This window comes from Streptomyces griseorubiginosus (assembly GCF_036345115.1).
Taxonomy (GTDB): Bacteria; Actinomycetota; Actinomycetes; order Streptomycetales; family Streptomycetaceae; genus Streptomyces; species Streptomyces griseorubiginosus_C.
Map to the genome: position 1 here is coordinate 3,975,658 of NZ_CP107766.1, position 21,774 is coordinate 3,997,431.

Annotated in this window: 22 protein-coding genes; 6 read left to right on the forward strand and 16 right to left on the reverse strand. The window is 71.0% G+C overall.

Features of this window, described 5'->3' with window-relative positions; genetic code table 11:
- Window positions 1-9 precede the first annotated feature (9 nt).
- The 6 genes from OHN19_RS17805 to OHN19_RS17830 form a co-directional block, all read right to left on the reverse strand.
- Window positions 10-321, reverse strand: coding sequence for a DUF4229 domain-containing protein (locus tag OHN19_RS17805; RefSeq protein ID WP_330265124.1), 312 nt, complete (start codon window positions 319-321; stop codon window positions 10-12).
- Window positions 322-396: 75 nt separating this feature from the next.
- A complete protein-coding gene (locus OHN19_RS17810) occupies window positions 397-921 on the reverse strand; it encodes a GNAT family N-acetyltransferase (protein ID WP_330265125.1) in 525 nt (174 codons plus the stop codon).
- 16 nt (window positions 922-937) lie between these two features.
- A complete protein-coding gene (locus tag OHN19_RS17815) occupies window positions 938-1,585 on the reverse strand; it encodes a UdgX family uracil-DNA binding protein (RefSeq protein ID WP_330265126.1) in 648 nt (215 codons plus the stop codon).
- A 70-nt stretch (window positions 1,586-1,655) separates the two neighbouring features.
- A complete protein-coding gene (mqnE, locus tag OHN19_RS17820; protein ID WP_123762394.1) occupies window positions 1,656-2,819 on the reverse strand; it encodes an aminofutalosine synthase MqnE in 1,164 nt (387 codons plus the stop codon).
- A 38-nt stretch (window positions 2,820-2,857) separates the two neighbouring features.
- On the reverse strand, window positions 2,858-3,313 hold the full coding sequence (locus tag OHN19_RS17825; protein ID WP_330265127.1) for an Lrp/AsnC family transcriptional regulator: 456 nt from the start codon (window positions 3,311-3,313) through the stop codon (window positions 2,858-2,860).
- A gap of 107 nt (window positions 3,314-3,420) precedes the next feature.
- On the reverse strand, window positions 3,421-4,101 hold the full coding sequence (locus tag OHN19_RS17830; protein ID WP_330265128.1) for a UbiX family flavin prenyltransferase: 681 nt from the start codon (window positions 4,099-4,101) through the stop codon (window positions 3,421-3,423).
- Between the two features lie 79 nt (window positions 4,102-4,180).
- On the opposite strand from OHN19_RS17830, the gene OHN19_RS17835 reads away from it, so the two are divergent.
- Window positions 4,181-4,774, forward strand: coding sequence for a rhomboid family intramembrane serine protease (locus tag OHN19_RS17835; protein WP_330265129.1), 594 nt, complete (start codon window positions 4,181-4,183; stop codon window positions 4,772-4,774).
- Window positions 4,775-4,841: 67 nt separating this feature from the next.
- On the opposite strand, the gene mqnP is transcribed toward OHN19_RS17835, so the two are convergent.
- The 3 genes from mqnP to OHN19_RS17850 are packed head-to-tail and all read right to left on the reverse strand — an operon-like array spanning window position 4,842 to window position 7,674.
- Window positions 4,842-5,759, reverse strand: coding sequence for a menaquinone biosynthesis prenyltransferase MqnP (mqnP, locus tag OHN19_RS17840; RefSeq protein WP_391191809.1), 918 nt, complete (start codon window positions 5,757-5,759; stop codon window positions 4,842-4,844).
- Window positions 5,756-6,226: a hypothetical protein gene (locus OHN19_RS17845; protein ID WP_330265130.1), complete on the reverse strand. Its 471-nt coding sequence runs from the start codon at window positions 6,224-6,226 to the stop codon at window positions 5,756-5,758. The genes mqnP and OHN19_RS17845 overlap by 4 nt, the downstream gene beginning before the upstream one ends.
- On the reverse strand, window positions 6,223-7,674 hold the full coding sequence (locus tag OHN19_RS17850; protein WP_330265131.1) for a menaquinone biosynthesis decarboxylase: 1,452 nt from the start codon (window positions 7,672-7,674) through the stop codon (window positions 6,223-6,225). Before OHN19_RS17850 ends, OHN19_RS17845 begins: the two co-directional genes overlap by 4 nt.
- Window positions 7,675-7,761: 87 nt before the next feature.
- Between OHN19_RS17850 and OHN19_RS17855 the strand changes: the two genes are divergently transcribed.
- Window positions 7,762-8,151 carry a PLD nuclease N-terminal domain-containing protein gene (locus OHN19_RS17855; RefSeq protein ID WP_330265132.1) on the forward strand — a complete coding sequence of 130 codons (390 nt, stop codon included), beginning with the start codon at window positions 7,762-7,764 and terminating at the stop codon, window positions 8,149-8,151.
- An 81-nt stretch (window positions 8,152-8,232) separates the two neighbouring features.
- Window positions 8,233-9,624, forward strand: a complete 1,392-nt coding sequence (locus OHN19_RS17860) for a purine-cytosine permease family protein (protein ID WP_330265133.1) — start codon at window positions 8,233-8,235, stop codon at window positions 9,622-9,624.
- Window positions 9,625-9,628: 4 nt separating this feature from the next.
- Here the strand turns inward: OHN19_RS17860 and OHN19_RS17865 are convergent, their stop codons facing one another.
- From OHN19_RS17865 to OHN19_RS17875, 3 genes are all read right to left on the reverse strand, one after another.
- On the reverse strand, window positions 9,629-10,438 hold the full coding sequence (locus tag OHN19_RS17865; RefSeq protein WP_330265134.1) for a hypothetical protein: 810 nt from the start codon (window positions 10,436-10,438) through the stop codon (window positions 9,629-9,631).
- 80 nt (window positions 10,439-10,518) lie between these two features.
- Window positions 10,519-11,493 carry an isopenicillin N synthase family dioxygenase gene (locus tag OHN19_RS17870; protein WP_330265135.1) on the reverse strand — a complete coding sequence of 325 codons (975 nt, stop codon included), beginning with the start codon at window positions 11,491-11,493 and terminating at the stop codon, window positions 10,519-10,521.
- Complete coding sequence (locus OHN19_RS17875; RefSeq protein ID WP_330265136.1) at window positions 11,486-11,944, reverse strand: nucleoside deaminase; 459 nt, start codon at window positions 11,942-11,944, stop codon at window positions 11,486-11,488. Before OHN19_RS17875 ends, OHN19_RS17870 begins: the two co-directional genes overlap by 8 nt.
- A gap of 93 nt (window positions 11,945-12,037) precedes the next feature.
- Between OHN19_RS17875 and OHN19_RS17880 the strand changes: the two genes are divergently transcribed.
- Window positions 12,038-13,354 (forward strand): PucR family transcriptional regulator, encoded by a 1,317-nt coding sequence (locus tag OHN19_RS17880; RefSeq protein WP_330265137.1) that lies wholly within the window; start codon window positions 12,038-12,040, stop codon window positions 13,352-13,354.
- On the opposite strand, the gene OHN19_RS17885 is transcribed toward OHN19_RS17880, so the two are convergent.
- Window positions 13,351-14,250, reverse strand: a complete 900-nt coding sequence (locus tag OHN19_RS17885; RefSeq protein ID WP_330265138.1) for a transglutaminase domain-containing protein — start codon at window positions 14,248-14,250, stop codon at window positions 13,351-13,353. The two genes, OHN19_RS17880 and OHN19_RS17885, sit on opposite strands and share 4 nt — an antisense overlap.
- Before the next feature lie 212 nt (window positions 14,251-14,462).
- On the opposite strand from OHN19_RS17885, the gene OHN19_RS17890 reads away from it, so the two are divergent.
- Complete coding sequence (locus OHN19_RS17890; protein ID WP_330269643.1) at window positions 14,463-18,098, forward strand: hypothetical protein; 3,636 nt, start codon at window positions 14,463-14,465, stop codon at window positions 18,096-18,098.
- Between the two features lie 56 nt (window positions 18,099-18,154).
- Complete coding sequence (locus OHN19_RS17895; RefSeq protein WP_330265139.1) at window positions 18,155-18,535, forward strand: hypothetical protein; 381 nt, start codon at window positions 18,155-18,157, stop codon at window positions 18,533-18,535.
- Here OHN19_RS17895 and OHN19_RS17900 read toward each other — a convergent pair.
- Genes OHN19_RS17900 through resB form a run of 3 tightly spaced genes read right to left on the reverse strand, consistent with a single transcriptional unit; the run spans window position 18,532 to window position 21,771 of the window.
- On the reverse strand, window positions 18,532-18,930 hold the full coding sequence (locus OHN19_RS17900) for a hypothetical protein (protein ID WP_330265140.1): 399 nt from the start codon (window positions 18,928-18,930) through the stop codon (window positions 18,532-18,534). The genes OHN19_RS17895 and OHN19_RS17900 overlap by 4 nt on opposite strands.
- A gap of 25 nt (window positions 18,931-18,955) precedes the next feature.
- Complete coding sequence (gene ccsB, locus OHN19_RS17905; RefSeq protein ID WP_330265141.1) at window positions 18,956-20,062, reverse strand: c-type cytochrome biogenesis protein CcsB; 1,107 nt, start codon at window positions 20,060-20,062, stop codon at window positions 18,956-18,958.
- Window positions 20,059-21,771: a cytochrome c biogenesis protein ResB gene (resB, locus tag OHN19_RS17910; protein WP_330265142.1), complete on the reverse strand. Its 1,713-nt coding sequence runs from the start codon at window positions 21,769-21,771 to the stop codon at window positions 20,059-20,061. The genes ccsB and resB overlap by 4 nt, the downstream gene beginning before the upstream one ends.
- Window positions 21,772-21,774 lie beyond the last annotated feature (3 nt).

Here is a 21,774-nt window from a genome sequence, read left to right on the forward strand (position 1 = left end):
GCGTTGCGCTCAGGAGGTCTGCGGGGCCTGGCCCTGGGTGCGACCGGCCTCTTCGACCGTCTCGTCCTCCTGGCTGCGGTTGGCGTCCAGGTTGGCCTTCATGCGGTCGACCCGCTGGGCGACCTGGACGGAGGCGCGGTCACGCTCCTTGCGCAGGACGACGAAGCTGATGGGGGCCGAGATCAGCAGGGAGAGCAGGACGATCCACATGCCGTTGGAGGAGCCGAGGCCGCGCGGGGCGAGGCCGGCGTAGACGAGGCCCCAGACGACCACGAGGCAGCCCACGAAGATCCCGAGGCGCATCAGCGTGTAGCGGAGCATGTCAATCCACTCTTCCGGTTCAAAAACGGGGCACCGTCCAGTGAAGCACGCCGGGCACCCGATCTTCGACGGGGGTCAGGTCAGCGGCAGCAGCATGATCACGTCGTCGCGGTCGTCCCCGGGTGCGACCCGGATCGCGCCGGGTACGCGGCCGACCTCCTTGTAGCCGCAGGAGCCGTAGAAACGCTCCAGACCAAGGCCGCCGCGGCAGTTCAGCCGTATCGCCTCTATGGCGTCGAAGGTGCGGGCCGCTTCGGCCGCCGCCGTCAGGAGGTCGCGGCCGTAGCCCCGGCCCTGGTGGCGGGGGTGGACCATGACCGTGTACAGCCAGACCCAGTGGGTCATGAGGCGGTGCGTGTTGAAGCTGAAGAAGGCGGTGGCGGCGACCCGGCCGTCCTCGTCGTGCCCGACGAGCAGGCGGGTGCGCCCCTCCGCCATCGCCACGAAGTGCTTCACCAGCTCGGGGCGGATCGTCTCGGGCTCCACGGGAGCGACGAAGCCGACGGCGCCGCCCGCATTGCTGACGTCCGCCCACAGGTCGAGAATGCCGTCCCGGAGGTCGGGAGTGACGGCCGGGTCGAGAGTAAACGTAAGGGACACGGCAGCATCGTAACCCTTACGACAATGCGTGCGCCGCGACCTCCAGGTCGGCCACCAGTCCCCGGTACGCGGCCTCCCGGTCCTCGGCTCGCAGCACGGCCGACGGATGCACGGTCGGCACCAACCGCTCCCGCCGGCCGTGGATCTCCTCCTCCAGCACGGTCCCCCGGACCTGCGTGACGCGGAAGGAGGAGCCGAGCAGGGCCTTGCCGGCGGTGGCCCCGAGGACGACGATCAGCTCCGGCTCGACGAGTTCCAGCTCCCTGGCGAGCCAGGGCCCGCAGGCCGTCATCTCCCTGAGGCTCGGCGCCTTGTGGATCCGCCGCTTCCGGGGCTCGGCCTGCGTGAACTTGAAGTGCTTCACGGCATTGGTGACGTAGGCCTGCGCGGGATCGATCCCGGCCTCCCCGAGCGCCCGGTCCAGCAGCTTCCCGGCGGGCCCGACGAACGGCTTCCCCTGCCGGTCCTCCTGATCCCCGGGCTGCTCCCCCACGAGCATCACGCGCGCGTGGGGGTCCCCGGTCCCGAAGACGGTCTGGGTGGCGTCACGGTGGAGGGGACAGCCGCGGCAGCCGGCAGCGGCCTGTCGGAGGGCGGGAAGTCCGCCGCGCTCGGGAAGAAACGGTTCAGCGGTGTAGGCATCCTCGGGTGCCTTCGTCATCATGCGCCCCGAGTACCCACCCAAGGGGCGCGGGGAACTGCGCGACCAGCCCCCACGCACCCGCGGCCGAAAATCAGACCCGCATCGGCTGAGGAGACTCCCGACGCCCCGCGTCAGGCCCGTCGTACTCCCGAATCACCTCGTACCGAGTGTTCCGCTCCACCGGCCGGAACCCCGCGTCCCGGATCAGGTCCAGCAGATCCTCACGGGTCAGCTTGTTCGGCGTCCCGTAGTTGTCCGCGTCGTGGGTGATCTTGTACTCGACGACCGACCCGTCCATGTCGTCCGCGCCGTGCTGCAACGCCAGCTGCGCGGTCTGGACACCGTGCATGACCCAGAAGACCTTGACGTGCGGGACGTTGTCGAACAGCAGCCGGGAGACCGCGAAGGTCTTCAGCGCCTCGGCACCGGTCGCCATCCGGGTACGGGCCTGCAACCTGTTGCGGACCTTGCCGTCCTTCACGTCCACGAAGTCGTGCTGGTAGCGCAGCGGGATGAAGACCTGGAAACCGCCGGTCTCGTCCTGGAGTTCACGCAGACGAAGGACGTGGTCCACCCGGTGCCGCGGCTCCTCGATGTGGCCGTACAGCATGGTGCTCGGGGTCTTCAGACCCTTCTCGTGCGCCAGGCGGTGGATCCGGGACCAGTCCTCCCAGTGGGTCCTGTGGTCCACGATGTGCTGGCGGACCTCCCAGTCGAAGATCTCGGCGCCACCGCCGGTCAACGACTCGAGACCGGCGTCGATGAGCTCGTCGAGGATCTCGCTCGCGCTCAGCCCGCTGATCGTCTCGAAGTGATGGATCTCGGTCGCGGTGAACGCCTTCAGGGAGACGTCCGGCAGCGCCGCCTTCAACTCCCGCAGCGACCGCGGGTAGTAGCGCCACGGCAGGTTCGGGTGCAGGCCGTTGACGATGTGGAGCTCGGTGAGGTTCTCACCCTCCATCGCCTTGGCGAGCTTCACCGCCTCCTCGATGCGCATCGTGTAGGCGTCCTTCTCCCCCGGCTTGCGCTGGAAGGAGCAGTAGGCGCAGGACGCCGTGCACACGTTGGTCATGTTGAGGTGCCGGTTGACGTTGAAGTGGACGACGTCGCCGTTCTTCCGCGTCCGCACCTCGTGCGCGAGTCCGCCCAGCCATGCCAGGTCGTCCGACTCGTACAGCGCGATGCCGTCCTCACGGGTCAGGCGCTCACCGGCCCTGACCTTCTCCTCCAGCTCGCGCTTGAGCCCGACGTCCATGACCACACCTTTCCTCGAAGACCTGTCCCACCGTACGTCTACGCCTCTTCGGGCAGCTCTCCGACCCGGTTCTCCCACTTCGTGGAGAGCACGATCGTGGTACGGGTGCGGGAGACGCCCTTGGTCCCGGACAGCCGCCGGATGGTCTTCTCCAGGCCGTCCACGTCCGACGCCCGCACCTTGAGCATGTACGAGTCGTCGCCCGCGATGAACCAGCAGTCCTCGATCTCGGTGAGGTCCCGCAGCCGCCGCGCCACGTCCTCGTGGTCGGCCGCGTCGGACAGCGAGATGCCGATCAGCGCGATCACGCCGAGGCCGAGCGAGGCGGCGTCGACGGTGGCGCGGTAACCGGTGATGACCCCGGCCGCCTCCAGCCGGTTGATGCGGTCCGTGACGCTGGGTCCCGACAGACCGACGAGGCGCCCCAGCTCCGCGTAGGAGGCCCGGCCGTTCTCCCTCAGGGCCTGGATGAGCTGCCTGTCCACCGCGTCCATGCGATCGATGCCTTCCGCTGAAAAGTTCCTGAACGTGCTGAGAGGTACTGCGACTTGCCCTGCGCCCCTGCGCCCCCGTGTTCCCGCGCTCCCGTGCCCCTGCCCCGTCAGTCGGCGCTGCCGGCGCCCAGCTCGCCCTGCCAGCGCCGGTACAGGCCGTGCTCGACGCCCGCCGCGTCCAGCACCCGCCCGGCGACGAAGTCCACCAGGTCCTGGATGTGGGTGGCGCCCGCGTAGAAGCCCGGCGAGGCCGGGACCACGCTCGCGCCGGCGTCGTCCAGGGTGACCAGGTGCCGGAGGGTCTGCCCGTTCAAGGGGGTCTCCCGTACCGCCACGACCAGCGGCCGGCGCTCCTTCAGTGTGACGCTCGCCGCGCGCTGGAGCAGATCCTTCGACAGACCGAGGGCGACGCCCGCGACACAGGCCGTGGAGGCCGGCACGATGAGCATCCCCTTCGTGGCGTACGACCCCGAGGACGGCCCGGCGGCCAGGTCCCCGGCGTTCCAGTACCGCACCGCGTCGAGGTCGGCGTCGAAGCCCGCGGGCTTGCCGTCGGCCCCGCGGGCCAGCCATTCCCGCAGGTCCTCGCGCCAGTGCGCGTCCCGGAAGGAGATGCCCGTCTCGTCGAGCAGGGTGAGCCGGGAGGCCCGGGAGACCACCAGGTCGACGCTCTCCCCGGCGGTGAGGAGCGCGCGCAGCACGGACGCGGCATACGGGGTGCCGGAGGCGCCGGACACCCCTACGATCCAAGGCGTACGCCGTGTCTCTCCTGGCTTGACTGGGTTCACACCCCCGAGCCTATCCGGCGACGCAGGGTGGGAACCGGTCAAGGGGGCCGGGCGTTCTTCTGAGGGGGAAGGGGCTGTCATGACGGGCACGGAACTCGAGTGGTCGCGCGGCGATCGGGCGAAGGCCGCGGCCAAGCTGATGCTGGGCTGGGTCGCGCTGCTGTGGCTGCTGGAAGTGGTGGACGTGGCGAGCGGCCACGCCCTGGACGGCTTCGGCATCACCCCGCGCACCTCGTCCGAGCTGGTCGACGTCGTACCGGCCGCGTTCATCCACTTCGGCTTCGCCCACGTGGCGGCGAACAGCGTCCCGCTGCTGGTCATGGGCTTCCTGGCGGCGCTGAGCGGTATCCGCCGCTTCGCCGCGGTGTGCGCCCTGATCATCGTGGCCGACGGCCTGGGCGTGTGGCTCATAGCCCCGGCCCACACCAACACGGCAGGCGCGTCCGGCCTGATCTTCGGCCTCTTCGGCTACCTGGTGGTGACCGGCTTCGTGGAGCGCCGCCCGCTGGGCGTCCTGGTGGGCCTCCTGGTCGCGGCGGTCTGGGGCACGTCGATCCTGGTGGGCCTGGCCCCGACCCAGTCAGGCGTGAGCTGGCAGGCACACCTGCTGGGCCTGCTGGCGGGAGTGGCAACAGCGTTCGCCTTCAAACGCCGGGGACCTGTACCCACCTAGGGGCGCGGGGAACTGCGCGACCAGCCCCCACCGGTCCGCAGCCCGCAACGGACCGGCGGCCCCGGGCTCAGACCGTCAACCCCCGCACCAGCAGATCCAGCAGCGCACACACGAACAAGGCAATCCCGATGAACCCGTTGACGCTGAAAAACGCCCGGTTCAGCCGGGAAAGATCATGCGGTCGCACGATCGAGTGCTCGTACACGAACGCGCCCGCGACGATCATCAGGCCCACCCAGAAGAACCCGCCCGCATCCGTCGCTACGGCGTACCAGATCAGCAGTGACGTCGTCAGGACGTGACAGACCCGCGCCCCCCAGATCGCCGCCGGGATGCCGAACCGGGCCGGCACCGACATGACGCCGATCTCCCGGTCGGTCTCCACGTCCTGGCAGGCGTAGATCAGGTCGAACCCACCGATCCAGATGCCGACCGCCAGACCGAGGATCACCGCGTCCCAGGACCAGGACCCGGTGACGGCGAGCCAGCCGCCGACCGGCCCCATCGCCTGGGCGAGCCCGAGGATGGCCTGCGGGAAGTTCGTGAACCGCTTGCCGTACGGGTAGACCACCATCGGGATCACCGCGACGGGAGCGAGGGCCAGGCACAGCGGGTTGAGCAGGGCGGCCGAGCCGAGGAAGACCACGACCGCGACCAGCGCCCCGGTCCAGGCGTGCTTCACCGACATCGCCCCGGTGACCAGCTCGCGCTGGGCGGTCCGGGGGTTCCGCGCGTCGATCTCCCGGTCGATGATCCGGTTGACGGCCATCGCGAAGGTGCGCAGCCCGACCATGCAGATCGTCACCAGGAGCAGCCGCCCCCAGTGGATGTTCTTGTCCCACTCGTACATCGCGGTCAGCGCGGCGATGTAGGCGAAGGGCAGCGCGAAGACCGAGTGCTCGATCATCACGAGGCGCAGGAAGCCCTTCACCTTCCCGGTCGGCTGCGGCGCCGGGCCCACGACCCCGTCGGCGGTGGTCATCATGCGAGGCTCCCGAGGAAGGCGTCGAGGTCGGTCAGGAGTGCGGCGGCGGGCAGCGGGCCCGTCTCCACGGTCAGCGGTGTCCCGGAGTCGTCGGGCAGGGTGATGTGCGCCGTGAAGGCGTATCCGCCCGCGTCGGCCGGGCGGGCGTCCAGCCGCAGCGCGGCTCCGCCGTCGACCGTGAACGGGCCGGACGCCGCGGTGAGTTCCGCGCGCAGCCGCTCCGCGAAGTCGGCGGGTTCCGCGTCGCGCACACCGGGCAGTTCGAAGCCGTCGCCGTCGCCGCCGCGCTCGTAGAGGACCGCCCAGGTGTCGCCGGGGCCGGCCAGCTCCTCCGGTGTGACGCCCGCCTGCTCGGCGGCCTGCCGGACGCCCGGGTCCGCCGGGTCCAGCGCGGGCCGCACGAGCGCCACGTAGTCGGTGTCGGTGCCGATGAACAGGGCCGGGCCGCCCACGGGGATGGGGCTCACAGACCGTACTCCTTCCACCGGCGGTCGACCTTCGCCGCCGTCTCCGGGTCGGACAGGACCATCTCGGGCCAGCCGCCGTCCCGGGTGTAGCCCTCCTCGGGCCACTTCTTCGTCGCGTCGATGCCCGCCTTGCCGCCCCAGAACTGCTGGTAGGAGGCGTGGTCGAGGTGATCGACCGGTCCCTCGACGACCGAGAGGTCACGGGCGTAGTCGGTGTTGCCCAGCGCCCGCCAGGCGACCTCGTGCAGGTCGTGGACGTCACAGTCCGCGTCGACGACCACGATCAGCTTGGTCAGCGACATCATGTGTGCCCCCCAGACCGCGTGCATCACCTTCTGCGCGTGCTTCGGGTACTTCTTGTCGATCGAGACGATCGCGCAGTTGTGGAAGCCGCCCGCCTCGGGCAGGTGGTAGTCCACGATGTCCGGGACGATGATCTTCAGCAGGGGGAGGAAGAAGCGTTCCGTGGCACGGCCCAGCGGTCCGTCCTCCGTCGGGGGGCGGCCCACCACGATCGACTGGAGCAGCGGTCGCTTCCGCATCGTCACGCAGTCGATCTTCAGCGCCGGGAAGGGCTCCTGCGGGGTGTAGAAGCCGGTGTGGTCGCCGAAGGGACCCTCCGGCAGCATCTCCCCCGGTTCCAGCCAGCCCTCGATGACCACTTCGGCCTGCGCCGGCACCTGGAGCGGGACCGTTTTGCAGTCCACCATCTCGATCCGCTTGCCCGCGATGAACCCGGCGAAGAGGTACTCGTCGATGTCGCCGGGGAGCGGGGCCGTGGAGGCGTACGTCACCGCGGGCGGGCAGCCGAAGGCGATCGCGACCGGGAGCCGCTCACCCCTCCTCGCCGCGACCTGGTAGTGGTTGCGGCTGTCCTTGTGGATCTGCCAGTGCATGCCGATGGTGCGCTTGTCGTGGCGCTGGAGCCGGTAGAGCCCGAGGTTGCGGATCCCGGTCTCGGGGTCCTTGGTGTGGGTGAGCCCGAGGTTGAAGAAGGAGCCGCCGTCCTGCGGCCAGGTGAACAGGGCCGGGAGCTGGTCGAGGTCGACGTCGTCCCCGGTGAGGACGACCTCCTGGACCGGCGCCTCCTTGACCTTCTTCGGCGGCACGTGGGTCATCGCGCCGAGCTTCCCGAAGGCCTCCCGCACCCCCACGAAGCCCTGCGGCAGCTCGGGACGCAGCAGCCCGCCGATCTTGTCGGAGATGTCGCCGTACGACTTCAGGCCCAGGGCCTTCAGCAGCCGGCGGTCGGTCCCGAAGACGTTCATGGCGAGGGGCATCGCGGAGCCGCGGACGTTCTCGAAGAGCAGCGCGGGCCCGCCCGCCTTCTGCACCCGGTCGACGATCTCCCCGACCTCCAGATACGGGTCGACCTCGGCCTTGATCCGCTTGAGGTCTCCCTCGCGTTCCAGTGCCCTGAGCAGGGAGCGAAGATCGTCGTAAGCCATGGGGACAAGTATCCCCGAGCCGCTACCCTGACCCCGTCAGGGGCCTGTCACAGGCTCCACACAACCTTCCCTGGGGGCCAAGAGCACATGTTCCGGCTGCTGATGTACCTGATCCCGCTGGCGCTGACGATCTACGCGTTCATCGACTGCCTCAACACCCCCGAGGACGAGGCCAAGCACCTGCCCAAGATCGCCTGGGTCTTCATCATCCTGCTGTTCTGGATCGTCGGCCCGATCGCCTGGCTCGCCGCGGGCAAGCTGCGCACGCCGCCGGCCGGCGGCCGCACCCCCTCCGAGTGGCACCGCAACCACCGCATGGAGTACGTCGCCCCCGACGACAACCCCGAGTTCCTGAACTCCCTCAAGGCGGAGCGGAAGAACGACGAGGCCCTGCTGAAGGACTGGGAGGCGGACCTGCGCCGCCGCGAGGAGGAGCTCAGGCGCCGGGAGGCCGGCGAGGAGCCGAAGGGCGACTGACAAGCTGTACGCCGCCGAGCCCCCCGAAGCGGACATCTCGCCCCTGGGCGGAGGGGGCCGGGAGCCGGACACTTACCTCGCATGACGACAGCTCCCGCCGACTCCGCCGGCACCCTCGCCCCCGCCTACGGTGACAAGGTCATCGCCGTCGAGTCGGCCGGCTCGGAACCCATCCCCGAGTCCGAACGCCACGGCGGCCCGCTTCAGCTGCTGTGGACCTGGGCCTCCCCGAACATCGAGTTCGCGACCGTCTTCATCGGTGTGATCGCGGTCCTCTTCTTCGGCCTGAGCTTCTGGCAGGCGACGGCCGCCATCGTGCTCGGCACCGCGCTGGGCGCGCTCACCCAGGGCGTGCTGTCCCTGGACGGGCCCCGCTTCGGGGTGCCGCAGATGGTGGTGGGCCGGCTCTCCTTCGGCTACTTCGGCAACATCCTGCCCGCCGCGGCCAACGGCCTGGTGGCGGGCGTCGGCTGGTTCGCGGTGAACAGCGTGAGCGCCGCCTTCGCGCTGAACACCCTGACCGGGCTGCGACCGCTGCCGTCGCTGCTCCTGGTCGTGGCCGCCGAGATCCTCATCGGCTTCATCGGCCACAACTTCGTGCACGTCTTCGAGAAGTACGCCTTCCCCGCCCTCGCGGTGATCTTCCTGCTGGCCGGGGTGTGGACCTTCAAGGACGCCCACCTCGGCGGGGGCGGTACGGGCGGCGGCGTCGGCGGCTTCCTGCTCGCGTTCAGCGCGGCCTGGGGCTACGCGGCGGGCTGGAACCCGTACGCCGCGGACTACTCCCGCTACCTCCCCCGTACGGCGAACAGGGCCAGGACCGTCCTCTACCCGGCGCTCGGCCTGTTCCTGTCGGTGTCCGTGGTGGCCGTGATCGGCGCGGCCTCGGCGACGATCGTGTCCCCGAAGGACGCCACCCCGACGGCGGCCTTCACCGGCCATCTCCCGGGCTGGCTCGGCGACCTGGTGCTGATCGCGATCATCCTGGGCGCGGTCTCGGCGAACGCCCTCAACGTGTACTCCGGCGCCATCTCCATCGCCTCCTTCGGCCTGAACCTCCCGGCCTGGCTGAGCCGCAGCGTGCTCGTCGTGGTGTCCGGGGTCGCCGGTACGGCGGCGGCGTGGGCGTCGCTCTCCGACGCGGGGGCGGCCTACGAGGCGTTCCTGCTGGTGATCGCGTACTGGGTGGCGCCCTGGCTCGGCGTGGTCCTGGTCGAGCGGCTGCTGCGCCCGCACGGGTCGGACGAGATCCTGTCCGGTCGCCTGACCGACCGCACCTTCACCAACTGGCCGGGCCTCGCGGCCCTGTTGCTCGGCGTGGCGGTGTCGGTCCCGCTCTTCTCCAACCAGGAGGACTACGTCGGCTACGTACCGGAGCACTGGCCGGCGTTCGGGGACATCACCCCGGTGGTGGGCTTCGTGGTGAGCGCGGTGCTGTACGCGGCGCTGCGCAGGCGCTCACCGGCGGCGTGACGGCTCACCCCTCCTTCGCCGGGTCGCTCCCGTACACGCCGGAGGCGGTGACCGCCTGTCGGGCGTCGCAGGTCTTCTGTTCGTCGGCCGGGGCGGTCCACAGCGGGACCAGGTCGGCGTCGGAGGACATCCGCAGGTAGTGGCAGACCCCGTTGACGCGCAGGGCGACGGCGTACACGTCGTCGCCCGCCGCCCGGCCCGCCACGTCGGTCACGGTGTCCTTGGCGGAGACCAGCTCGCGGCCCTTCAGGAACTCCGTGGCGCCCCGGGGGGTGTGGGCGTAGCCGGCGGCCGACATCGCGCGGTAGGGGTTGGCGGGCTGCCGGGCGAGCAGTCCGCCCATCTGTGCGGCGAGGCTGCCGGGTTCGCCGTCGGTCCGGCCGGCCGGGCAGGTGACCGCGGTCCGCCGCACGCTGCCCGGGCCGAGCGCGAAGGCGATGCGGTAGCAGCGGACGGGATAGGCGTCGGCGTCCACGGTCGCCCCGGTGGGCGGCACCAGCCCGAGCATGACCTCCGCCGTGTGCGTCAGGCCCGCGGACCGGACGCCGAGCAGCACCCCGCCGTGCTCCTCGGTCCGCGCGACGAGCGTGCCCTCGGTGAACGGGCCGCCGTAGGTGCCGCCGCCCGCCGAGTGGAAACCGGCGTTCAGGTCCTGGCGCAGATCCTGGGCGAGGGCGGCGGCCTGGGCGTCGACGGCCGTCGTGTCGGGCTCGGTGAGCCGCTGTCGGAGCAGGGTGCCCCCCACGCCCGCGGCCCCGGCGACCAGGGCGATCGCCACGTACAGCAGACCCCGCCCGACGGCACGTTTCCTCATGTCTCCCCCAGCTTCGACGGCCGCCCCGGAAGACGGCCGTCGCACTGTATCCACCGTGGCCGGGAGGCTTGCGAGGGGCCTCAGTCGACCGTGATCGAGTCCAGCTTGGCCCTCAAGTACACGTGGGAGTCGACGGGTTCGTGGGCCACCCGCCCGACGGGTGCCGGGACGGACTCGACGATCGTGCCGGGGGTGCACTCGCCGAAGTAGACCAGCGACATCAGCTCCTCGGCGGGCGCGTCCGCCGGCGGCGGCAGGACCCGGTGGCGGCCGGAGCGCCAGCGGTCACCGGTCCAACGGGCCATCAGGTCCCCGATGTTGATGGTGAAGGCGTCGGGGTCGAAGGGGGCGTCCTCCCAGCCGCCCTCGTCCGTGAAGACCTGGAGCCCGCCCTTGCCGGCCTGCCGGTCGAGGATGGTGACCGTGCCGAAGTCGGTGTGCGGACCGATGCGGAACTGCCCCAGCTCAGGCTCCCCGATCACCTCGGTGCCCGGGTACCAGTTGATGTTGAAGCCGTACGTCGGATGGTCCATGTGCCGGGAGAAGAAGTCGGGTTCGAGCCCGAGGGCCTCGCCGAGGAGGGACAGCAGCCGCTTCTCCAGCTCGCCCATCCGCTCCAGGTACTCCTCGCACAGCTCGCGCAGGGCCGGGACCTCGTCCGGCCAGACGTTCGGCGCGTACCACTCCGCGTTGACGGCCGGGTCCTCGAAGGGCTCGTGGGTGGCGAAGGTCAGTGACTCCTTGAGGTCGGGCGGGGTCTCGGTGCCCTCGGAGTAGCCGTTGGCCTCGGCGCCGGGCCCGAGCCAGCCGCGGCCGCCCACCTTCGCCTCGTACGCCTTCTTCGTCTCCACGGGCATCCGGAAGAAGGTCCGCGCGGCCTCCCGGATCCGCGAGCGCAGGGCCGGGTCCACGCCGTGCCCGGTGACCAGGAAGAACCCGGCGGTCTGGAGGGCTTCGTCGAGGGTGCGGGCGATGCCGGCGCGGGCGTCGGGGTCGCCGGCCAGCCAGGGCCCGAGGTCGATGGTCGGAATGCGGGGCCGGGGGGTGTCAGTCACCGATGTCCTCGTTCCACAGTGCCGGATTGTTGTCGATGAAGTCGCGCATCAGCCGGACGCACTCGGGGTCGTCCACGAGGACGATCTCCACGCCGTGCTCGGCCAGCCAGTCGTGCCCGCCGTGGAAGGTGGTGGCCTCCCCGACGACGACCCGCCCGATCCCGAACTGCCGGACCAGCCCTGAGCAGTACCAGCAGGGCGAGAGGGTGGTCACCATCGTCGTACCGCGATACGACCGCTGCCGTCCCGCCGCCCGGAAGGCGGCCGTCTCCGCGTGCATGGAGGGGTCGTCGTCCTGGACGCGCCGGTTGTGGCCGCGCCCGAGGAGGGTGCCGTCGGCGCCGTAGAGCGCGGCCCCGATGGGGATGCCCCCCTCGGCGAGCCCGGCGCGGGCCTCCGCGACGGCGGTGGCGAGCCACTCGCGGGCCTGTGCCTGATCCATGGGGTCCATGTCCTTCACTCTCCTGTGGCCGAAACACGAGGGCAACGTGCGGAAAGTACTCTCCCGGCAGCCCACATCCGGACGAACTGTCGGGAGGCGCCCATGCCCGCACTCACCCTCCGCGAGATCCTCGCCCTCGACCCGGTCCGCGCCTCCGAGCCCGAGCTGCTCGCCGGACACACCGCCCTGGACCGCCCGGTCCGCTGGGTGCACTCCAGCGAGGTCTACGAGGGCGCGAACTTCCTGGACGGCGGCGAACTGCTGCTCACCAACGGTTTCGGCCTGTCCGACCCCGACGAGGAGACCCGCCGCCGCTACGTGCGCGAGCTGGCCGCCCGGGGCGCCGCCGGACTCGCGGTGGAGGTCGGCCGGTCCCTGCCCGCCATGCCGGAGGAGGTCGTGGACGAGGCGCGCCGCCGCGAGCTGCCGCTGCTGGCCCTGCACCGGGTCGTGCCCTTCGTCCGGATCACGGAGGCCGCCAACCGGGCGATCGTGGCCCGCGGCCTGTCGGGCCGTGCGGTCGTACGGCCGTGGGGCGACGACCACACGGCGGCCCTGCTGGCCGACCTCGCCGACCGGGCGGCGCTGAACCAGCCGGAGGTGGAGGCGCGGGCGGCGCTGGCCGGGTTCCACCCGGGCCCGGGGGCCCGGCTGATCGGGGTGTCGCTGCACGGCACCCGGGACGTGGGCACGGTCGACCGCGCGGTACGGCTGCTGGGCGGGGCGGGGGTGCTGCGGGCCGCGTTCCCCGGGGACGTCCTGGCCCTGCTGTCCCTGCCGGGCGGCCGCGCGGGCGACCCGGTGAAGGCGGTCCAGGAGACCTTCCGCACGGTGGCCGACGCCGGCCTCACGGTGGCCGTGGGCCACGCCGTGACCGGCGACGGCGGCTGGCTGCGCTGGAGCGACACGCTGCGGACGGCGCGGTCGACCCTGGAACTGGCCCTGACGGTCCCGGCGGCGGAACCGGCCTCTGTGGAAGGCGTCTTGGTCACCTCCTCCCGGGCGCTGGCCCTGGAGCGCGAGCTGACCAGGGGTGGCCTGGACACCAACCGAGAGCGCCTGTCGGCCATGGTGCAGCATGCCCTGGGGCCCCTGATGGCTTGGGAGGCGGCCCACCCGAGCGACCTGGTCCGTACCCTGGAGACCTACTTGAGGAACGGCTGTTCCCCGACCCGCACGGCGTCTTTGCTCCACATCGGCCGCCAGTCCCTGTACCAGCGACTGGAACGCATCGAGTCCTTGCTCGACCTGGACATCAACGACCCGGAACTACTGGGCGAGTTGTTGGCGGCGACCTGTGCACACCGGTTGGTGGAGCGCCCTAAAGGGGCGCGGGGCGGTGCTGCATCTGCGGCTACCGCCGCGCGGGCGCGACCAGCCACGACGCTCCCGCACTCGACCTACCGGCGAACCGCCTAGCGCAACGTCACCGGACTCGTCCCATTGAACGGCGCATAACACGTCACCACAGACGGCGTCCGCACCCCGTCCTCCTCCGCGAACACCTTCCGCACGGCCTCGAACGACACCTCCCCGCTCACCACGGGCGCCACCCGGTCGTACAGCTCCCGCACACCCCGCGGCAACGGCGTCCCCGGCTCCCCGTCGTCCGCACCCCACACGTCCCACAGCAACGTCTCCACCTTGTTCAGCGCGGCGAGATCGAGCCGGACGTTCCCCGCCACGAACCGCTCCCCGAAGAGCGGCCCGACCTCGGGCCGGTGCAACCCGAACTCCGTCTCGTCCGCCCCGTCCTCGCGGATCGCCCGCCAGGCCTCCCCGGCGACGAGGAACCGCGACCGGGGCACGTCCATGGGATCGAAGTCCACGGGCCAGTGCGCGGTGATCGCGGGGTCGGCCAGCTGGGCGTCGGCGAGCAGCCAGCCCCGGCCCTCGGTCCAATACTCGGTGACCACGTGGTCGCAGTGGAAGCCGTCGGTGCCGAAGTAGTCGGCGAACCCGGACCGCAGCCGCGCCGGGACGCCGGCGTGCCGCAGCAACGACACGTGCAGCAGCGTGAAGTCCCGGCAGACGCCGACGAACCGGTCGCCCGGTTCCCGCCGCACGGTCAGCGGCGCTGCGCTGCGCTCGGCGAGGATCCGCAGGACGTCGTCGATGTACCGGGACTCCGCGTCGTCGTGGAGCCGGTCGGTCGGATGGGTGTGCCCGAAGAGCTCGCCCTCGACGCGATGGATCATCACATCCCTGACGATCCGGGCCAGTTCAGCGGGGTCGGGCGGCAACTCGTCGTACAGCGGGGCCATGTGCCCGGGGTCGGAGAACACACTTTGCGTGGCATAGAAGGAGAGGGACACGGCGGGCCTCCCGAAAGGCGTAATCGACCACGTGTTCGAATACGGGCCGGCGCACCCCACCGTGTCAAAATCCGCCGCCGAATGTCCAGGAGACGACGACTCCGGAACCGTCCCGTGTCGACACTTTCGTAACCCAACGGACATCACGCGATCTAGTCCGAACCAACTCCCCCTCCTTACCCTGGGGTTGATACACAGCGCGCATGGGGGGAATGCGGGTGCACAGACAGCTGCACGGGCGCGGGGCGCTGTTCGACACCGATCCGGCGGGGCTCGCACCACGACTCGTGGGGCTGCGGCCGCACCAGCACCGGGCCACACCGCCGGAGCACCCGCAGGAGCTCCCGTTCGTCGTGCTGACCGGCGCCCGCGGGCTGGGCAAGAGCGCGCTGCTCGGCGAGTTGCGGGACGCCTACAAGGGGCACACCCCGGTCGCCCTGATCGACTGCGAGGCCGCCGAGTTCACGGCACCGCCCGCGGGCCGGGACACCGACGCCTGGTCGCCGGTGTCGCAGGCCCTGCTGGTGATCGCCGAACAGCTCGCCGAGCCGGTGACCGGCGCGGGCCGGATCACCTTCCCGCGGCTGATGTCGGGCCTGGTGGCCGTCGCCGCCGGCGGCTGGCGGGACGCCGACTCGGAGCGCATCCGGCGCGAGGTGGAGCGGATCCTGCTGCTGAACGAGAGCGGGTCCTGGATCGCCGGGTTCGCCGGGCGCTGGGCCGGGCGGGTCGCCGCCAACGTCGCCGCGGCCGCCACCGGGACCGGCCCGCTGCTCCAGTCCGCCATCGAGGCGACCCTGGAGTCCATCTCGGACAGCTTCGTGCACCGCCGTCAGCAGCGGGCGGCCACCTGGTGGCGGGACTACCCCAACGCGAGCCGCAACGCCCGGCGCGGACTGATGCTGCTGTCCGGACACTTCAGGGCCGGCGGCACCTCCCGCGAGCACGCCGAGCGCCATCTGGTCCGCGCGCTGCTCGCCGACCTCACCGACGCCTACACCGGCGTGCTGCCACGCATGCAGCGCCTGGGCCGCCCCCTCGTCCTCGTGGACAACGCGCACCGCGCACCCGGCCCCGGCCTCACCGACCCCGTCCTGCGCGACCGCTCCGAGGGCATCGCCGACCAGGTCGTCTTCATCACCGCCCTGCGCGGCACCGGCCGCCCCGCCCTGCGCAACGCCGTACGGCACACCCTCCCCGAGGTCGCCCGGCGCACCGACTGGACGCCCGACCCCGCGTCCCCCTCCTCCCGGGCCCTGCTGGTCTCCCTGCCGCCGCTGACCGCCGACGACACCCTGCACATCGTCGACGAGCACCAGGTGCCGCCCCGGCTCCCGCACGCCGTCCACCGGCTGACCGGCGGCAACCCGCTGGGCATCGTGCTGCTCGCCGAGGCCGCCGCACAGCACGGCACGACCTCCCTCGGCGAGCTGCTCACCGCCGACGTACGGCTGCACGAGGACCGCGACAGCAGGCCCACCTACGTCGAACTCCTCGACCGGCTCGTGCCCACCGACCGGCTGGAGGAGCTGACGGTGCTGGCCGCCGCCCACGACCACGAATCCGCCACCGCGCTCGCCGAGGCGCTCCTGCCCGACGACTTCGGCCCGGCGGACGTACGGGCCCTGCAGACCCGGCTGGTCCAGGAGGGGCTGCCGGAGGTGCCGGGCCGGTTCGTCGGCGACCCCTTCGTGCGGACCCTGCTGCTGCTCCGGCTGCACCACCGGTCCGCCGACCACGGGCGGTGGCGCGAGGCCCACGAGACGCTGATCCGGCGCTACGACCCCGCCGACCGGTACCACCTGCACCATCAACTCGCCCTGGGAGCGGCCGAACCGGCCGTCGCCCACCTGCGCGACACCTTCACCACCCTGGACACCCGCAGCTGGCTGCGCACCCTGCGGTTCATCGCCTCCGCGCCCTACTTCCACGCGCACGACGCCGAGGGCCACGACTTCGACGCCCGCGACGACCGGCGCGCGGCCGTCGCGCTCGGCCACACGGACGCCGCCCAACAGGTGCCGGACGACGTGGATCCCGTACTGCATCTGCGGATACGACGGCTGCTGCACGCCGTGTGGCAGCTGACCGACCCGCTCGCGCTGCCCGACGCGAAGGTGTGCGACCGGCTGCGCTTCGAGCTGGAGCAGCTGTCCAACCTGCGTCCGGCCGGCAACGCCCTGCTGTGGCGGGCCTCCCGGGACTGGCCCGAGGACGCGCTCGCGGGACGCCCGCTCCGGGTCCCGGACGGCGACGAGGACGACGACGGCGAGGGGGAGGCGGTGATGGCCGGCCGAGGCTTCGGAACATGGCTTCGCGAGGGCGTCTGGGAGATCCCGCTGCGGCGGTACCTCGCCCTGCTGCTGACCCTCGTGGTGCTCGGCGGCCTGGGGATCGGGGGCTGGAGCCTCGCCCAGGACGACCGTTCCTGCGCCGCCGGGGTCGTCAGACCCGAGGGCAGCGACGAGTGCGTGGGCGTCTCGGCGACCGCCTACGACTGGGGCCGGGCCCCACTCGGGCCGGTGGTCAAGGCGATCGACCGCGAGAACAGGTCCGTCAAGGGCCCCTACGTCACCGTCGCGCTCCTCGAGCCCTTCACCGCGACCGACGCCGACAACCTCGGTGACGTCCTGCACGAGCTCCAGGGGGCGTATCTCGCGCAGTACCAGGCCAACCACCAGTCCAACGGGACCGTCCCCGCGATCCGGCTGGTGCTCGCCAACCCCGGTGCCACCGGCGCCCATTGGGAGCACACCGTCGACCAGCTGGCGGGCATGACCGACGGCAGGGACAAGCTGCGGGCGGTCGCGGGCGTCGGGCTGAGCACCGCCAACAACAAGCGGGCCGTCGCGGCGCTCACCGCCCGCGGCATCGCCGTGATCGGCACCTCCATCACCGCCGACAACCTCGCCAACGGCCAGAACGGCAAGGACCCCTTCCCCGGCCTCGCCCGGGTCTCCCCGACCAACACCGACGAGGCCCGCGCGCTCACCTCCTTCGCCCAGGTCGCCGCCGACAAGGCGGTCCTGGTCCACGACCAGAAGGCGGACGACCCGGAGAACGGCGACCCCTACTCACTGACCCTCCAGCGCTCCTTCGAGAAGCTGCTGAAGGGCTCGCCGTACGCGCCCTGGTCGTTCAACCCGCCCGACGACCGCAGCCAGGAGGGCTCCACCGCCAACGACTTCGAGCAGATCACCCACCTGGTCTGCGACACGGACGCCGGCACCGACACCATCCTGTTCGCCGGGCGCCACACCCAGCTGCGCCAGTTCATCAACGCGCTCGGCGAACGCGGCTGCCAGAAACGGAGGTTCACCCTGCTCACCGGCGACGAGGCGTCCTACCTCACCGGCGACAAGGACCTGAACCGGGACGCCCTGAACCGCAACCTCACCGTCCGCTACACCGCCCTCGCCCACCCGGACGCCTGGATCAAGTCCCCGCCCGCCACCGGGGGTTCGACGGCGGACGCGAAGGTCCTCCAGGAACTGGTGACAGCGGGCCAGGGCGACAAGGTCGGCCCGATCGGCGACGTCGACCTGGAGGACGGCCAGCTGATCATCGCCTACGACGCGATGCGGCTGACGTACCAGGGCATCCGGTTCGCCAAGGGCACCAAGGACATCCCGACCCTCGAAGAGGTCCGCAACGAGTGGCGGCTCATCAAGGGCACCCAGCAGCGGGTCGACGGCGCGAGCGGCTGGATCTGCCTCGACAACCACGGCAACCCGTACGACAAGGCCGTACCGATCGTGGAACTGACCCCGCAGGGCACGGCCCGCTTCGTGCGGATCGCGTGGCCGGAGGGCAAGCCGCCGGCGAAGGAGTGCCTGCCGCCGTCGTAGCGCGTGGCAGCGCGTCGTACTCGCGGTCACCCACCGTGACTGCCAGGATCCTGCTCATGAACGGCAAGACTTTCTCCAGGCTGACCCTCGGCGCGGTGTGTGCGCTGGCGATGACGATCGCGGGGGCGCCGGCCGCCTCCGCCGGGGCGAACGGCTGCAACCAGCGCACCTGCATCATGGTCGACGGCGTCGGACTGCGCGTCGAGACGATCGCCGCGGCGACCACCTGGAACGGCGACTTCACCGGGCACTTCCACATCTGGGGCGGGGGCATCGACACCAACAGCGCGACCCAGTTCTGGGGGTACCACCAGAAGTTCACCGTGCCGGTCCACCGTGACCTGCCCAACGGCGCGGTGCTGTGCGCGGAGGGCTGGGAGCACACGAGCGGTGGACTCCAGTCACGCGGGCGGGCCTGCGCGGAGGTGCACTTCTAGGCCACCAGGGTCTCCAGCAACCGCTCGAACCGGGCCCGCCAGGCGGGCTCGGTCCCTTCCGGCCCCTCGTACTCGTGCGTGAAGCGCAGGACAGCCCCCTGGTCCCCGTCCCGCTCCAGGTGGAACCTGATCCGGTCGCCCCGCTCCAGGGTGTACTCGGCGACCCGGTCCACGTCCCACGCGGTGACCTGGCCCTCCCCCAGCCCCGGCAGCACCACGGCGCCCCCGAGCCGCGGCTCCAGGACCCGCACGCCGGTCCACCAGCGCGCGAGCCCCTCCGCACTGCCCACCGCGGGCCAGGCCCCCTCCATGGGGACCGGCAGCCGCACCAGGAAGTGCAGGACGCGGCTGCTTCCGTGGGTCTGACTCGTGCCCTGTTCGACGGATCCGGTCATGACACCAGTGTCGCCGAGCGGGGATTCAGACGCCCGCGTACGAGTGCTTGCCGGAGACGAAGATGTTGACGCCGTAGTAGTTGAACAGCCAGCAGCCGAAGGCGACCATCGCGAGGTAGGCGGCCTTGCGGCCCTTCCAGCCGGCGGTGGCGCGGGCGTGCAGGTAGCAGGCGTAGGCGACCCAGGTGATGAAGGACCAGGTCTCCTTGGGGTCCCAGCCCCAGTAGCGGCCCCACGCGTCGCCCGCCCAGATCGCGCCCGCGATGATCGTGAACGTCCACAGCGGGAAGACGGCCGCGTTGACGCGGTAGGCGAACTTGTCGAGGCTCGCGGAGGCCGGCAGCCGGTCGAGGACGGAGTTCGCGAACCGGCCGGGCGTGCCGCCGTTCGCGAGCTTGTTCTCGTAGCTGTCCTTGAAGAGGTACAGGATCGTGGCGACCGCGCCGACGTAGAACACAGCGCCGCAGAAGATCGCGGTGGAGACGTGGATGTACAGCCAGTACGAGTGAAGGGCGGGAACCAACTGGTCGCTGGCGGTGTACAGGACAGTGACGGCGAGGCCGAGATCGAGGAGGACCGTGGTGACCAGGAACAGCCCGAGCCAGCGCACGTTCTTCTTCAGGGCCAGCAGCCCCAGGTACACGGCGACGGCCACCGTGGAGAAGGTGATGTTGAACTCGTACATGTTGCCCCAGGGGGCCCGCTCCACCGAGGCCGCGCGGGCCACGACCCCGGCGAGCTCGACGAGGAAGGCCAGCACCGTGAGGGAGATGGCGATACGCCCGTAGAGGTCGCCCTGCTCGTCCCCGCCGTGCGCCCCGGGCCCGTCGGGCACGTCCCGCGAACCGCTCGCCGACCGCACCACGACCTGCGGCCGCTCCAGTACGGCGGTGCTGCCGCCCTGGTTCACGGTGACGGCCGGTGCCTTCTTGGCCTCGGTCTTCTTGGCGTCGGCGGTGAGCGCGGCGGCGGTGCGGCCGACCTTGCTGCGACTGCCGAAGAGCCACTCGGCGATGTACGCGAAGAAGGCCAGGGTGTAGACGGCCATCGACGAGTAGATCAGCGTGTTGCTGATGTTGGCGAGGTGTTCGTTGGTGGCGGTGGCCAACTCGGTTGCGGCGGCGAGAGTCACTTCTCAGCCCCTTCGGAGGGTGTTACTTGGGGTTCGGGGGTGGATTGCTCGGTGCTCGGGGTGTGGTCGTACAGGGTTCCTGCCAGCTCGCCCAGCTCCTCCGGCACCTTCGCGGACTCGCTGCGGCCCAGGCCGGCCATTTCCACGACCGTCACGCCGTCCTCGCCGCGCACCGCCCGCACCCACACCCGGCGGCGCTGGATGAACAGGGACGCGGCGAGGCCGAAGATCGCGGTGAGGGCGCCGGCGAGGGCCCAGCCGCTGGCGGGCTGCTGGACGACCTGGAAGTTCGCCCACTGCTTGGTGCCCTCGTAGGTGATCGAACCGGCGCCGCCGGGAAGCTTCATGGTCTCGCCGGGCCTCAGGTTCTCCCTGAGCTCCTGGCCCTTGGCGTCCTTGAAGTCCTTCACGTGCGACTTGTCGAGCTGGTACACGCTCTGCGGGATGCCCGAGTTGACGCCGAGGTCACCGTGGTACGGCGTGAGGTTGAGCACCGGGTTGTTCAGCGCCGGGAAGGTGGACGCCGTCTCGCTGCCCTTGGTGTAGGTCGGGATGAAGAACGCCGAGATGCCGAGCTGCTCGGAGACGCCCTTGGCGTTCCGGTAGCCGTCGAGGACCTTGATCACGCCGGTGGAGGTGACGTTGGAGTCGAGCGGCAGCATCGCGACCGCGTCGCGGAAGACGACGTTGCCCTTGCCGTCCCGGACCGTGATCAGGGGGGCGTAGCCGTGGGCCGTGAGATAGACCTTCGCGTCGTCGATCTCCAGCGGCTCGTTGACCTTGACGAGGGTCTTGTGGTCCTTGCCGTAGGCGCCCTTGCTGTAGGTGATGGCTGCTTGGTAGAGGCGCGGGGTGCCCTTGTTGGGGCCGCTGGTCTCGTAGGTGCCGGTGAACTTGTTCAGGGTGAAGCTGAACGGCACCAGGTCGTCGGTGTCGAAGAGGTTCCCGGACTTGAAGTCGTCGTAGGAGAGGAGGGTGTTGGAGAACCCGTCGCCCTCGACGACCAGCTTGTTGCCCTCGGACTTGAAGAGCTGGCCCCAGGCGAAGGCGGTCAGCATCACGATGAGCGCGATGTGGAAGGCGAGGTTGCCGACCTCGCGGAGGTAGCCCTTCTCGCCCGCCACGTTGTCCCCGGCGAGGTGGGCGCGGAAGCGCTTCTTCTTCAGCAGGGCGAGCGCGGCCTCGCGGACCTGCTCGGGCTCGGCCTCGGTGCGCCAGGTGGTGTAGGCGGGCAGCCGGGTCAGCCGCTTGGGGGCGCCCGGCGGCCGGCTGCGCAGCTGCCCGACGAACTGCCAGGTGCGGGGCACGATGCAGCCGATGAGGGAGACGAACAGCAGGATGTAGATCGCGGAGAACCACACCGAGCTGTAGACGTGGAAGAGGCCGAGCTTGTCGTAGACGTCCCCGAGGGTGGGGTTGTTCTTGACGAAGTCGGCGACCTTGGTCGCGTCGGTACCGGTCTGCGGGATGAGCGAGCCGGGGATCGCGCCGAGCGCCACCAGCAGGAGCAGCAGCAGCGCGACCCGCATGGAGGTGAGCTGGCGCCAGAACCAGCGGACCCAGCCGATGACGCCCAGGGAGGGCAGGTTGGGCGGGCCCTCGACGGGCGCGGTGGACAGCTGGGAGCCGGCCGCGCCGAGGTCCTGGTCGCCGGCGGGAGCGTCCGGGGCACCGGAGGTGTCGGAGGCGGCGGATGTGGTCTTGCTCATGGA